Annotated in this window: 10 protein-coding genes; 2 read left to right on the top strand and 8 right to left on the bottom strand. The window is 32.8% G+C overall.

Features of this window, described 5'->3' with window-relative positions:
• Positions 1-25: 25 nt before the first annotated feature.
• The 8 genes from C1H87_RS07080 to C1H87_RS07055 form a co-directional block, all read right to left on the bottom strand.
• Entirely contained in the window at positions 26-2,494 is a 2,469-nt protein-coding gene (locus C1H87_RS07080) for an ABC transporter permease (RefSeq protein ID WP_102755139.1), read from the bottom strand.
• Between the two features lies 1 nt (position 2,495).
• On the bottom strand, positions 2,496-2,648 hold the full coding sequence (locus tag C1H87_RS23290) for a hypothetical protein (RefSeq protein WP_158655145.1): 153 nt from the start codon (positions 2,646-2,648) through the stop codon (positions 2,496-2,498).
• Between the two features lie 59 nt (positions 2,649-2,707).
• The gene (locus tag C1H87_RS23285; protein ID WP_158655144.1) at positions 2,708-2,971 is read right to left on the bottom strand and encodes a hypothetical protein; all 264 of its coding nucleotides are present in this window, start codon (positions 2,969-2,971) and stop codon (positions 2,708-2,710) included.
• Positions 2,972-3,026: 55 nt separating this feature from the next.
• Positions 3,027-5,393: an ABC transporter permease gene (locus tag C1H87_RS07075; protein WP_102755138.1), complete on the bottom strand. Its 2,367-nt coding sequence runs from the start codon at positions 5,391-5,393 to the stop codon at positions 3,027-3,029.
• An 11-nt stretch (positions 5,394-5,404) separates the two neighbouring features.
• The gene (locus tag C1H87_RS07070; RefSeq protein WP_102758200.1) at positions 5,405-7,834 is read right to left on the bottom strand and encodes an ABC transporter permease; all 2,430 of its coding nucleotides are present in this window, start codon (positions 7,832-7,834) and stop codon (positions 5,405-5,407) included.
• 52 nt (positions 7,835-7,886) lie between these two features.
• A complete protein-coding gene (locus C1H87_RS07065; protein WP_102755137.1) occupies positions 7,887-10,265 on the bottom strand; it encodes an ABC transporter permease in 2,379 nt (792 codons plus the stop codon).
• 8 nt (positions 10,266-10,273) lie between these two features.
• On the bottom strand, positions 10,274-10,951 hold the full coding sequence (locus C1H87_RS07060; protein ID WP_102755136.1) for an ABC transporter ATP-binding protein: 678 nt from the start codon (positions 10,949-10,951) through the stop codon (positions 10,274-10,276).
• Between the two features lie 131 nt (positions 10,952-11,082).
• Entirely contained in the window at positions 11,083-12,333 is a 1,251-nt protein-coding gene (locus C1H87_RS07055; RefSeq protein WP_102755135.1) for an efflux RND transporter periplasmic adaptor subunit, read from the bottom strand.
• Positions 12,334-12,538: 205 nt separating this feature from the next.
• Here C1H87_RS07055 and C1H87_RS07050 point away from each other — a divergent pair, with 205 nt between their 5' ends.
• Both C1H87_RS07050 and C1H87_RS07045 read left to right on the top strand, forming a co-directional pair.
• The gene (locus C1H87_RS07050) at positions 12,539-13,885 is read left to right on the top strand and encodes a sigma-54-dependent transcriptional regulator (protein ID WP_102755134.1); all 1,347 of its coding nucleotides are present in this window, start codon (positions 12,539-12,541) and stop codon (positions 13,883-13,885) included.
• A complete protein-coding gene (locus tag C1H87_RS07045; protein ID WP_102755133.1) occupies positions 13,875-15,242 on the top strand; it encodes a sensor histidine kinase in 1,368 nt (455 codons plus the stop codon). Before C1H87_RS07050 ends, C1H87_RS07045 begins: the two co-directional genes overlap by 11 nt.
• The last annotated feature ends 187 nt before the right edge of the window (positions 15,243-15,429 follow it).

Below are 15,429 nucleotides of genomic sequence, written 5' to 3'. Positions count from 1 at the left end.
ACTTGTTTCAGCGTATATTGATGATTTATTCGTCCTTAAGAGCCTTAACGGGGTTATTAGTAGCAGCTTTAAAACTATGCCAACTTACAGTAGCTAGGGCAATAGCAATAGAAATAGTACCTGCTAAACCAAAAATCCACCAGCTAATGGTTGTTCTATATGCAAAATCTTGCAACCACATGTTAATAGCGTACCAAGAAACAGGAACAGCTATGATATAAGCGATGAAAACCCATTTTAGAAAATCCATATTGAGCATCATGATTATCTGACTCACTTTAGCACCACTAACTTTTCTAATACCTATTTCTTTGATACGTTTTTTAGTGTTAAATAAAGCAACACCTAATAACCCTAGGCATGAAATGAATAAAGCAAGACATGCCGAATAGGTTAAAATTTGATTGAATTTTTGATCACGTTCATATTGGGAAGCAAAGGAGGCATCAGAAAAATTATAGATAAATTCTTCCTTCGGATATAAGGTATTCCAGATCTGGGTTATTTCGGATACTGTAGCCGAAATATCGTTAGAGCTTAGCTGAAAAGAATAAAACCCTACGCCATGATCCCAATTTAGATTTTGCACATAAATAGTTGGTTTTATAGCATTACGTAACGAAGCATGATGATAATCTTCTATAACACCTTTAATTTTATAAGTGTTATTTCCTATAAAAATTAATTTGTTAAGCGCTTCTTTTGGGTTTGAAATACCCATGGCTTGCAATGCAGTTTGATTGATTAACATCTCGTTTGATCTCCAATTGTTTTGAAAACTTAAACGCTCACCGGCAATTAAATTAATATCATAGGCTTTTAAATAGGCATCATCGATACTTATTTCGCTAAAGGATGCCGGAAAGGGCTCGGCAGCGTTTGCTGCTTTTACCTGATTGTTTATACGATGTGCCATTTTTCCAGGAATACTGGAACTTGTAGAAAAAGATTTAATACCTTTTAATGACTCTAATTCATTTCTAAAAGCACTTAACTTATTAGGAAGATCTGGACGACCATTCATGGTCATAGGTGTAAAGCTAAATAGAGTCTGAGTGCCGTTAAATCCTAGCTCTGAATGCGTCATAAACTGCATTTGCTTATAAATTCCTATAGTGCAAACAATTAATATAATGGTTATGGAAAATTGCATAGTAACCAGTAATTTTTGACTTTTCCATTTTTGACTTATTTTTTGTCCACCAATTTTTAATCCAGATGAAAACCCATTTTTAACAACGGAGAAAAAAGGCATGAAAGCAGCAATTAGTATTATAGCCAATACAATAACAGCTGAGTATAAGAATATTGACGGATTTATAATATTTATAGGCAACTGTTTGCTAACTAGAATATAGGCAAGAGGTATAGAAATAACTATAGCTAGAATATTAAGCAGAAAACTTTCTGCCAGCATGAGTTGAAATATTTGAGTATAAGTAGAGCCGTTAAATATACGTATGGCATAGTTTTTTATACTTTCCATACTTGTAATAGTATTTAAATTGATGAAATTTATTAGGCATACAAATAAGACTACAAGAATAATAATGGATAGAAAAAAGACTTGTTTCGTATCTCCATTGATACCTTGCTCATGATCTAGGTTAGATTTTAAATGAATATCCTTTATTGGTTGAAAGATAAAATTCATATCCCCATCCTTTAAATTTTGAGGTAGAGGCACTTTAGCTAACAAGCGGTCTACATCGGCTTCTATAGTCTTTATATTGGTGCCTTTTTTAAGTTTTATATAGCAGTATGAACGATATTCTGCGGGTGTTTGCCATCTGTTTGTTAAATACGGATTTTGTTCACGAAATGTGTAATTTGGGTTGTCTACTAAAACCTGACGTGTATTGTCAAAGTTGTGTAAATAATAGAAAAGCGATTTAAAGGTTGCTATCACATCTATTTTCATGTGACTGTTACTTGGTATGTCCTCAAAAACGGCATCCACGACAAATTTCCAACCTTCATTTACTGTTATTTCTTTATTTATAGGATCTTCGTCTCCAAATAGTTTTTTGGCAAATGATTCAGAGATAGCCACACCGTGTATGTTTTCTAACACAGCTGTGCTTTCAGATTTTATAATCTTTCTATTAAAAACATCGAAAAAAGTAGGGTCGCTGTACACAAAATCAACATCTTGTATTTTATGTTTCGGACCATTAAAAATGGTAACGACATCCTTACCAAAATTACAGTGGCTTATTACTTCAGGACGTTCTAAATCTAATAATTCTGAAGATCCTCCAAAGTTTCTGGCAGATTGTACTTGCTCTCCATTTTGATATTTTATGTTTAATGCGACGCGGTATATCGATTCTGAATCATCCCAAAATGCATCATAGCTGTTTTCGTATTGAATTTTTACTGTTAAAAATATAAAAACAGTAAATCCAACCACAAGCCCTAAAACTTTTGCTAAAGACAAAAATTTCTTGTTTGCTAAATTTCTAATACCGGTTTTTAAAAGATATGATTTCATACTACGCTGTTTTTACTATTTCGTCAATTAAAAGTTTTAAATATATTAGCTCATCACTATCCATAATTAAAGTTTGGTTTAGAATACTTAATCTTAATTTTAACTCTAGATTTTCCTTTTCCAGATCCTTTATTTTTTTAATACTAATACTCATGTCCATTTTTTAATTGATTAGTTTCTATTCAGTCCTTAAAACTTTTTATAGGATTAGATCTAGCCGCTTTTATGGCTTGGAAACTCACTGTGAGCAGGGTTTGTTTGAGCACCTATAATGCCGTTAAAGGTTTGATGCTGCATGACCTGAGCAATTCGATTATAATTTTCGTGAGTCTTATTAAACGAAAGTTGGTTGTAAATCCGAAACCCTATATGTATAGCTACCGTCATACTAACAACTAGCCCGCCAATATTAATTACAGAATATACCTTGTTATTTACTAGGTTTCTACAGGCTATTTTAAAATAGTTTCGTATCATGGTTGTTCGTTTTCTTGTACTGAATTTATTTCAGTATCTATTGATTGATGATGTTTTACTCCGTTCGTAAACTTTTAATAGGGTTCGTTAATGCAGCTCTAACCGTTTGATAGCTAATAGTAATTACAGTTATTATTAAGGTAAACATGATGGCCACTACAAAATACCACCATTTAATGTCGGTTCTATAAACATAACCCTGTAACCATTGTTCCATGATGTACCAGGCTATAGGAGTAGAAATGATACCGGCTATTAGAATGAGCTTTACAAAATCTATGGAAAATAAAGCCAAAATGTGCCTTACATTGCTACCTAATACTTTTCTTATTCCTATTTCCTTAATGCGCTGATTTATAAAAAAGAGAATCAAGCCATAAATACCTAAACACCCAATGAAAATAGCCAGCCCTGAAAATAATTTTGAAAGAAAAAGATAGCGTTGTTCAGACTCATATTGTTCTGCTACGCGTTCGTCTAAAAAGCGATAATCAAAAATGTAATCATTAAAAGTTTGGGACCATATTTCATCAATTTGTGTCAATGCAGTTTTTGCATTTGAATAATCTATTTTTACAGCGATCTCTCTATACCAATCCGCATTAGGAATAACTGCAATTGGATTTATTTCTTTTGTGAATTTTCTATCATGAAAATTTCGAAATACGCCTACGATAGTTGTTTTATGTCCTTGTAATTCTAATGATTTCCCTAAAACGTCTTCAACAGAAGTAGCGTCTAGTTTTTCTACAAATTTCTCGTTAACTATAACCTCGGTGGTTTGATCATTTTTTAAGAAACTACGGCCAGTAACCAGTGGAATATTAAATAGTTTTATAAAATCTATATCTCCTGCTTTTACTGAAACCTGAAATTCTTCAGATTCTGATTTGTTATTATATTGAAATGTGGATCCCCAAGCATTTTTTGCCCCGCCAGGACTACTAAAACAGTTAGAAATCTGTTGTACACCAGAAATATTACTTAGGCGTTCTTTTAAAGTATTTAGTGTGGTGTGTTTTGTATGAGGAGGAATATCCATCATGACAATAGACTCTTTCTCAAAGCCTAATTCACCATTAATGGCATAGGTAATTTGTTTCGATATTACCAGAGTTGCTACAATAAGTATGATAGATATTGAAAATTGGGTGACTACCAATATTTTTCTTGTAGAAGTACCGCCCGCATCATTATGATTCAACTTTCCTTTTAGCGCTAATACAGGGGTAATACGGGCAATTAACAACCCAGGGTAACTCCCTGCTAGAAATGATACTACACTTAGCAAAACAGTGAAAAAAGTAAAGAATTTAATATCAAAAAGACTTTTAAAAGTTAATTGTAAGTCAAATAAATTATTGAAATATGGTAATGCCAATGCGGTGACTAAAGTTCCCAAAAGTGCAGCAAGCAGGCTAATTAAAAAGGTTTCTACTAAAAACTGCCAGAATAATTGTTGTTTAAGCCCTCCTAAAACTTTACGTACGCCTATTTCTTTAGAACGATAAAAGGCTTGAGCTGTTGAGATATTGATGAAATTTATGGATGCTATACCAATTAAAAACAAACCAATGGCGCCAAAAATGATTAAGAAATTAGGGTTAAGTCCTCCGTAATCTTTATTAAAATGTATGTTAGACAAGGGTTGTAATTTGTAAACATGCCTGTTTGTGGCCTTTGGCCTGTATTTTTTAGGAAGCTCTAAAAGCGCGGTTTCAATGGCTCCTATATTTTGATTGGGTTTAAGGCGTGTAAAGCATTGTAAACTGCTCATAGTACCATTCCAACCTTCTGATGATGCAAACCTTGAAATATCTTTAAGATTCTGGAAGGCTATAAAGATTTCAGTATCTAAAAATGTGGCTTTAGGTAGATCTTTTAAAACTCCGGTAATTTTTACGGTTTTATTATTTTCAAGTACAAACGTTTCTCCTACAACATCTTTTTTACCAAATAAACTCAATGCCTTTTTTTCTGTTATAAGCGCTGTATTAGGATTAGAAATAGATACGTTACGATTTTCGTTTACTAATGGGAAATTGAAAATCTTAAAAAAATCTTCTTCTACAAAAGAGATATCTTGCTTGAACTTTACATCGCCAATATCTATTATTAATTCTTCTTGTTTTACAATTTTGGCTACTTTATCGGCAAAAGTAAATTCTTCTCTAAACACTTTTGCAAAACCTGGAGGTACTGTAGCGGTATGGTAAACCTGATTGATATGCTCTTCAGTGTTCAATCGGTAAATACTATCTGAATTAGAATGAAATGTGTCAAAAGATAAATGATGACTTATAAAAAGATAAATGAGCATACTACTAGCAAAACCAATGGTCAGCCCAAATATATTAATGGCTGTATGCACCTTTCGTTGCTGCAAATTCCGCCATGCGATTTTTAAATAGTTTCGTATCATATTCTTGTATTTTATTCTTGTTTAAGCGAATTCACTGGATTTACTAAAGCAGCATTAACTGTTTTTACGCTAATTGAAAAAATAACAAGCCCCATAACTAGTAATAAAGGGATCATAAATAACCATATATTTAGGGGTATTCTGGTTGCAAAGTTCTCAAGCCAATTATTGGCCAGTAGATAAGCTATGGGAGTACCAATAAGCATAGATAGCATAATTGTTTTTACGAAATTTTTTGATAGTAGTACCAAGATATTTGCTATGCTTGCTCCAACAACTTTACGAATTCCTATTTCTTTTTTACGTTTTAAAACAGTGAAAGATGCCAAGCCAAATAGGCCCAGACACGCAATTAATATGATAAAACCAGTAAGGATATTAAATACGGACTGAAAGCGGATGTCTGCTTTAAATTGCTTATCAAATTCGGTATCCATAAAAAAATACGAAAAAGGTGCTTCAGGAAAAACCGATTTATAAATTTCTTCTAATTGGGCTAACTGTTTTTCCGGTTTGTCATGATGAAACTTAACACTGGCTAAACCATGAAAAGAGTTCGAAAATCGATGGATAATGGGTACGAATGGCGTTTTTGCCGATTCTTGATGATAATCTTTAAGGACGCCTTTGATAGACCACTCGGCATCCCACATCTTTATTGTTTTACCAATGACTGATGCATTATCCCGAACATTCCACAACTTGAGAGCCTTTTCATTAACGATAACTTCTCTTTTTTCAGGAGTGCTTGCCTCGTCAAAATTTGTCCCAGCTAACAACTGCATGCCCATTACGGAGATAAAATTTTCATCAATGGTATTGATGTAAAAATTATGATTGTGCTTCTCGGAAGATTCAGAAAGATTAATACCATCGGTTGTACTCATTTGACTTGCTAATTCTCCCGGTACAGCCCCAGACAAAGTAACATTCATGATACTGGAATTCGCCAATAATTTCTGTTTAAAAACACTATATCGTTGTTCAGAATTATTTTGTATAGGAGCTCTAACTATTATCGTATTATCTGTCTCTACACCTAACTCCATAGTTCTTAAAAAACTCAATTGCGATTTAATAGTAAATACTAAAATTAACAGTACTATGGTAACTGTAAATTGAAATACAACCAAAGATTTACGTAACAAAACACCTTTAAACGAATGTGAGAATTTGCCTTTTAAAATAAGTGAAGGCTTAAAAGAAGAGAGCAGTAAAGCAGGATATGTGCCAGAAAACGTTACTCCAAAAATTAAAAATACGCCAAGAGTACCCCAGAAAAACATATCTGTAAAGACGTTAAAATTATCAGGAACTCCTGCTATCTCAATGAAGTGATCTTTAACAAAGGAAATAATAACTAAAGCACATAAACCAGCAAGTAGGTTCATTAATAAAGATTCTATTAAAAACTGAACTCTTAATTGACTTTTAGTGGAGCCTACAACTTTTCTAACACCTACTTCTTTAGCTCTGTCCAGTGCCTTGGATGTTGTTAAATTAATATAATTAACAAAAGCACTAATAATAACCAAAAAAGCGACACCTAATAAGAAGAACACGGTTGAAGCGCTACCGTTTGGTTCTGGCTCGAAAGGCTTATTGGAATATAGATGGATATCTTCTATTTTTTGACCAATTACACGGTCTGTTAGCATTTTCTTTTCGTTCCTAAGGCGTTTATTAAATCCTACCAATTTATCTGTAAAACTTTCATAAGACGCATTTTTACCAAGTAAAGCATAAGTATATGTGTTGTTTCCATTCCAATTATTCTCCGTTTCACCGTACAATGCTTGCATAATTGGGTCTGTTAGCAAAGTGGCATAAGATATCAACATATTAAACTTTAAATGCGTATTTGCTGGACTGTCTGGAATAACTCCCACTACATCCAATAAAATTTCCATTCCTGATGCAGGTAATGTGATGGTTTCTCCAATCACATTTTTACGATTAAAATATTTTAGTGCTGCTGTCTCTGTTAAAACAGCTTGATTGGGTTTGCTAAAAGCATCTTCTTTTTTACCGTACAAAAAAGGATATGTGAATACGTCGAAGAAAGCAGGATCTGCAGCATACGTTTTTTCAACAATGAACGGTTTATTATCAACTTCTATAGTTATAGTGGGCTCTCCAATTTGATAGGCTCTGGTAAAATTTTCGACCTCTGTTAATTCTGCTTTTAACCTGGCTCCTAAAGGAGGGTTTGTTTCACAGTCTTGCGAACTTATGGTTTCTCCATCCATAATATCGTAAGTAAGCCTTACAATTCTATTTGCCTTTTCATGCGTATTCTCATAGCTAAGCTCGAACCTAACGTATTGAATAATCAATAAAGCTATGGCAAAACCAGTTGCAAGCCCTAGTAAGTTGATAGCAGAAAAGCTTTTGTCCTTTATAAAGCTTCTCCATGCGATTTTTAAATAGTTTCGTATCATAACTGTTTGTTTTTTTATGCTAGACTTGCTTCGGCGTCTGTTGATTGATGTTTTATTCGGTTCGTAAACTTTTAATGGGGTTAACAATGGCAGCTTTAATAGTTTGAAAACTTACAGTAATTAAGGCTATAACAACTATTATCATACCAGATAGCGCAAACATCCACCAATGTATATCTATATGAAAAGCAAAATCCTGAAGCCACATATCCATTAAATACCATGCAATTGGAGAAGCGATAAGCAAAGCAATTAAAACAAGCTTAAAAAAGTCTTTGGAAAGCATATTTACTAACCCAAAAACACTTGCTCCAAGAACTTTTCGTATCCCAATTTCTTTAATACGTTGTTCTGCAATAAATGCTGATAATCCATATAAACCAATACAGGAAATAAAAATGGCTAGAATAGCAAATAGGTTAAAAACAGTGCCCATTCGTTGCTCGCCACGATATTGATTATCAAGATCCTTATCAACAAAATTATATACAAAAGGAAATGCAGGGTTTAGGTTGCCATAAATCTCTTTTAATGCTTTTATAGTAGCTTCTGTTTTTCCGGGCTGTGTGCGAACTACAAGTATTTCGCTTTCTTTAGTATAATGTAATACGAGAGGTTCAATAGCATATTGTAGTGATTTAAAATTAAAATCTTTTACAACGCCAATAATAGTTCCTTTTTTATTTTGAAACGTCATGGTATTTCCAATAACTGTTTCTAAATTCATACCCATGACTTCCATTGCTTTTTCATTGATAACATAATTGGACGCATCGGTTCCAAATGTTTCAGAAAAACCACGACCACGAAGTATCTCCGTTTGAAAAACATCGGTAAAATTCTCGTCTATGTACATGCTAGGAAACACAATTAGTGAATTAGGATCTTTCCCTTCCCATTTTACATTAGTAGCTCCCGAAATTAGATTAGTTGGTAGATCGGATACCATAGAGAAGTTACTGGTAAGAGGGTTTTGTTGCAATAATGTTTTTAAAGCACCTCGTTTATTATATATTTCACCTTTTGCAGGGACATACAAAAGATTTGATTTATCAAATCCTAGATTTTTGTCTTTTATAAAATTTAACTGTTTGTATACAACAACGGTTCCTACGAGAAGAAAAACAGAAACAACAAATTGAGTAATAACCAATCCGTTTCGAAATATCAAATTCTCATTATTAGATCCTAGTCTCCCTTTAATTGTTTTAATAGGTTTAAAGCTGGAGAGGAATAATGCTGGGTAGCTCCCTGAGATAAGACCAGTAATTGCTCCGATAAAAATTAAATACAACCACCATACTTTATTATCTAACAATTGAAATACAATCTGTTTTTCAGTCAAATTATTGAATAGAGGCATTACTAAGTATATAATACAAATAGCAATGAATAAGGAAATAAATGAGATGAGTATCGATTCACTTAAAAATTGAAATATCAATTGATTTCTTTTGGCTCCAATTACTTTTCGAAGCCCCACTTCTTTAGCTCTTCGAGATGATTGAGCCGTGGCAAGATTCATAAAATTAATACAAGCTACTAATAAAACGATAAGGGCAATTATAATAAAAATATTTACATATTGAATATTGCCATGACCCGAAAGATCTATTTGTAAATTAGAAGAATGCAAATGAATATCGGTGAGAGGCTGTAACTTAAATTTAGGTTGAAATTTGGGACTTCTGGAAGCGTAGACTTGATTTACTTTATCTTCAAGATCAACGAGTGCCTTAAAGGATAAATTATGACCTTTATTAAATTGGATGTAAGAATAAAAATTGAAATCACTCCATGTATTATTGATCAGGCCTCTGTCTGTTTTTGCTAAGTAGGCCATGGGTAAGATAATATCAAATTGTAAGTGAGAATTGGAGGGCGTGTCTGCTAGTATTCCGGTAATAGTGAAGACATCATTATTATCTTTCTTTATAAATTTCCCTAAAGCATCTTCGCTTCCAAAATATTTTATAGCAGTGGTCTCTGTTATGAGTATACCATTAGGGTTTTGTAATGCGGTTTTAACATCACCTTTAAGTAAAGAAAAATCAAACATCTCCAAAAAGTTGGCATCAACATAAAAAACACGTTGTTCCTCAAATTTAAGATCATTTGCTTCAAATAAAGACGTAATTGGTTTACTTATCCGCACGGTCGATTCTATTCCTGAGATTTCATCTTGAAGACCAGATGCCATTCCAGCTGGACTAACTGCTGCTTTAAAATCACCACTTCCTGCATCAACCGTAAGTCTACAAATTTGATTTGCGTTGGTGTGAAATTTATCATAACTCGTTTCGTCCTGAACCCATAAAAAAATAAGAATGCTACAACTCATACCAATGGATAGGCCTCCGATATTGATTAGAGAATACCCTTTGTTCTTAATAAGGTTCCGCCACGCTATTTTGAAATAGTTACGTATCATGGTTTTAATTATATCAAACTGTTTTCAGTCACTTTCTGACCATCCAACATACGTATAATACGATGCGAAAATTTAGCATCATGCTCACTATGTGTTACCATAATGATGGTGGTTCCTTGTTCGTTTAATTCAGTTAATAAATCCATAACTTCATTACCATTGCTACTATCCAGATTTCCTGTGGGCTCATCGGCTAGAATAAGTTTCGGATTGTTTACTACAGCTCTAGCTACGGCTACCCTTTGTTGCTGTCCACCAGAAAGCTGTTGCGGAAAGTGTTTACGTCTATGCATAATCTGCATTTTTTCTAAAACCTCGTGTACTTTCTTTTTTCTATCTGCTTTACTAACTCCGGTATATATTAAGGGTAACTCTACGTTTTCAAAAACAGTAAGTTGGTCAATCAAATTAAAACTTTGGAATACAAAACCAATATTATGCTTACGAATATTGGCACGTTTACGTTCATTGTAATGAATGATTTCCTCATCATTAAAAATAAAGCTCCCGCCATCAGAACTATCTAGCATGCCAATAATGTTAAGTAATGTTGATTTACCACATCCCGATGGTCCCATAATGGCTACGAATTCTCCCTTTTTTACTTCAAAAGACAATTTGTTTAAAGCTATGGTTTGTAATTCGTCTGTTTTATAATACTTTTCTAAATCTGTTATTTTGATCATAATTAGTTTTTTTGTGTCATTGCGAGGAGGGACGACGTGGCAATCTGTTTATTTTTAGTTCTGTTAGATTATCACATTTCGAAAGCACTCAGTGCATTCTGGTAACCTCCCCATAATGGCGAAATATTGTTTTATTTTAATATCAATTCTTGTTTATCTCCAAAGTTATCATAGCTGGAAGTTATTACTTTATCTCCAGGTTGTAACCCTTGTAACACTTCATAATATTCTGTATTCTTACTGCCTAGTTGGATATCTGCTTTATAAGCTGTTTTACTATCATCACTTAATTTGAAAATCCAATTACCACCAGTTTGTTGAAAAAAACCTCCCTTAGGAACAAGCAAAGCTTGTTTTTCGTCGCTTAAAGCTAATCGAATTTGTAATGATTGACCTCTACGAATGCCCTCAGGAATGGTTTCCTCGAAAATCATATCCACCTGGAAACGTCCATTGGTGACTTGGGTGTAAACTTTTTTAATTTTTAATTTATAGTCCTTGCCATTAAAAGGAAAAGAACCATATTGTCCAGTATAAATTCTGGAAATATAATGTTCGTCAATATCTGCACGTACTTTAAAACCACTTAAAACATCCAATTGCCCCAAACGTTCGCCTTTGTTTTTTGACTGTCCGATTTCGGCATCTAAAGAAGTTAATTGACCATCTACGGGTGCTCTTACCACTAAATCGCCTACTTTTTTCCGCATGAGTTTCAAGGCACTTTGGGTTCTGGAAAAAGAACTATTAGCTTGTGCACTTTCCTGTTTTACAGATATAGAATCTTGTTTCAATATTTGTACTGCCAACTGCATACGTTGTTTCTGATAATTATAATTGTTTTCAGACTCTTTAAATTCGTTACGACCTATTGCTTTTTGTTCATATAACTTTTTATTGAGTTTAAATACTCTGGTTGCTTCAATTAAGGCATTTTCAACATCGGTCATTTGGTTTAATTTGTTAATGGTATTCTGTCTTGCCGCGTTTTGAGAAATTTGCATTTGAGTAAGCAAATTATAAACCGATGTTTCCTGATTTACTAAACTCAACTCCAAATCTGTATTAGAAAGACGAAGTATGGGGTCATTTTGTTTCATTATGGCACCATCTTCAACAAATATTTCATCAACACGCCCACCTTCAAGAGCATCCAAATAAATGGTTGTAATAGGTAATACAATACCACTTACAGGAATATTCTCCTGAAAAACACCATCTTTAACTATACTCACCATAATGCGTTCGGTGTCTACATTTAATTTTGATTTTCCGCCAGAAGACGCTATTACATAAATTATAAATGATACTAATAAGATTGAGCCTGCAATCATTGCAATTTTCGACTTGGTAAATCTTTTCTTTTCTATTGGGATGTCCATAAATACTAATTATATTATTCTGTTATAAGTGATAACTGTGCCAAAACACTAAATGGTTTATTTTGAGCGGTTTATGTTTGTGTGGAGTAAGGGGTGTGTACGGTTTTGATACACTCATGTTCGGTATTAAAACACTATGGGACTTACCTTTATTTTATAGAGCACTAATTCTTTAAGAGGGCAATAAAATTGTAATATTGTATTTATGTTGTTAAAAAATGCTAATATATTGGTTGTCGATGATGATACAGATGTATTAACAGCCATGCGTCTTCTATTAAAATCGAAAGTTAAAGAAGTCGTTACAGAGAAGAATCCAAACAATATTATTTCTTTAATTAGAAAAAAGAAATTTGATATTGTTGTACTCGATATGAATTTTAATGGTTTGGTTAATACCGGTAATGAGGGTATTTACTGGCTTAATAAGATTAAAGAGATCGATAAAGATTTAAGCGTTATATTAATTACTGCTTATGGCGAATTGGATTTAGCTATAAAATCCTTGAAAGAGGGTGCCCAGGATTTTTTAATTAAGCCCTGGAAGAATGAAAAGTTAATTCAATCCATTACCGATATTCTTAAGAAAAAAGTATCCGGAAAAAATAAAAAAGAAGCTACAGTTATAGCAGGCGTAGAGATTATAGGGAATAGCCATGTTATGCAAGACGTTTTTTTAAAGGTTAAAAAAATTGCTCCTACAGATGCGAATATTTTAATTCTTGGAGAAAACGGTACAGGAAAAGATTTAATAGCTAAAGCGATACACGATAACTCTTTACGAAAAAACAAACCTTTTGTTAAAGTAGATGTTGGTGCTTTAACCTCTACATTGTTTGAAGGTGAATTATTTGGGCATAAGAAAGGTGCTTTTACAGATGCTAAAGAAGATAGAAAAGGACGATTTGAAGCAGCCGATGGCGGTACATTATTTTTAGATGAAATAGGAAATATAAGTTTACAACAACAAGCACGCCTTTTAACGGCGCTTCAAAACAGACATATAACACCTCTTGGTTCAAATAAACCAATTCCAATAAATATTAGACTCATTTGTGCTACAAATCTGGATATTTCGGTTTTAGCAAACGAAGCTAAATTCAGGAAAGACCTTATCTACCGAATTAATACAGTGGAAATTATGATGCCTCCACTAAGAAATCGTGAAAAAGACATTATACTGTTAGCCAATCATTTTATCGAATTGTATGCCGAAAAATATTTAAAATCAAGTTTTAATTTAGAAGACGGTTTTATAAAAAAACTAGAGAGTTATTATTTTCCGGGTAATGTGCGCGAGCTTCAATATGCTTTGGAAAGAGCAGTTATTATGGCAGATGGTAATACGCTAACAGAAGAAGATTTGGTTTTTTCGCCTATAGAAAAAAGAACAAGCCATATTAAAGAAAGTACGCTTAATTTGGAAGAAGTAGAGAAAACAACCATTCTAAAAGTTATAGAAAAGAATAATGGCAATATTACCAAATCGGCCAAAGAATTAGGGATTACGAGAACGGCACTCTATAGAAGATTAAATAAATATGGCTTATAGAAAGTACAAATGGGCATTGCTTGTTAGAGTTTTTATTTTGTTTTTATCGCTTGCAGGATTAGCATTTGCTATTGATAAACTAGATTATAAAGACAATACACCAATTGCTGTTATTAGTATAATTCCTATCATTATTGTTGTTGTTTATTTTTTCACAAACCTTTATAAGTTTAATAAAAGGCGTTTTGATGAAATGGATGATTTCTTCGAGTCTGTAAAATATAGAGATTTTTCCAGATGGTACTCAGAGCAATCGGGAGCAGAAGATATAAAAGAACTTCACAGAGGATTTAATGAGGTAAATAAAACCATCAAAGAAATTAATCAGGAAAAAGAAGCACAACACCTATACCTTCAAAAAATTCTGGAATTAATCGATACGGGTATTATTGCTTATAATATAGAGTCCGGAGATGTTTTATGGGTTAACGATTCTTTTAAAAAAACATTGAGTATTCCGTCTTTGAAAACGGTACATTTTGTTGAAAAAAGAACCCCAGAACTTTACGAAACTGTTTTTGAAAATAGCTATACAAAAGGGGATAGCATTACAGTTCACGTAGATAATGAAAACTTAAAAGTATTAATTTCAAGCTCTATCTTTTTAATAGAAGAAACCACTTTTAAATTGATCGTTTTACAAAATATCGACGATACTTTAAACAGAACTGAATCTGAAGCATGGCGGAAATTACTTAGTGTTATGACGCATGAAATTATGAACTCCATAGCACCTATTTCTTCATTGGCAGAAACATTACAGTTAAAAGTGCAACAATCTATTGAACATCCGGTTGATCACCAACTTGAAATAACCGATTTGGAAGATGGTATAGAAAGTATAAAAAAGCGAAGCGAAGGCTTATTAAAATTTGCCAAAACATACAGGAGTCTTAATAAAGTTACAAACCTAAACCTGAGTAGGGTTTTGGTATCAAGTTTATTTGGTAACATCAAGACTTTAATGGAGCCTTCTCTTAATAATAAAAATATTAAACTCCATTTTGACATTGATAATTCGGATACAGAAATAGAAATGGATTCTTATTTAATAGAACAGGTATTAATTAATTTAATACTTAATGCGGTAGAAGCCTGTAAAGAAAAAGAAAACCCAATAATTAATCTTTCAGCTTTTAAAAATATAGGAGGCCATGCCGTATTAAAAATAACCGATAATGGAAAAGGCATTCCCAATGAAATTAAAGAAGAGGTATTCATTCCATTTTTTAGCACAAAGAAAAACGGTAGTGGCGTAGGTCTTAGCCTCTGTAAAGAAATTATGCTACTTCATAAAGGGAAAATTCAAATTAAAAGTAAAGTAGAGTTGGGTACTAGTATTAGTTTGATTTTTTAGTACAGTTAGGTTATTGATATTCAGATATTTTATTGCGAAATTGCTATTATTTTAACATATATGATAACCATTTGTTATGTTATTTGTTGAATTAGTGTTACTCTTTTTGGTTTTGGACGTATCACGATATTGTTAAAGAACTATATTTGAGATAATAATAAAATATCACATAAAATTTAAGACAGAT

The organism is Flavivirga eckloniae, from assembly GCF_002886045.1.
GTDB classification, from domain to species: domain Bacteria; phylum Bacteroidota; class Bacteroidia; order Flavobacteriales; family Flavobacteriaceae; genus Flavivirga; species Flavivirga eckloniae.
This window is presented reverse-complemented; position numbering and strand designations above follow the sequence as displayed.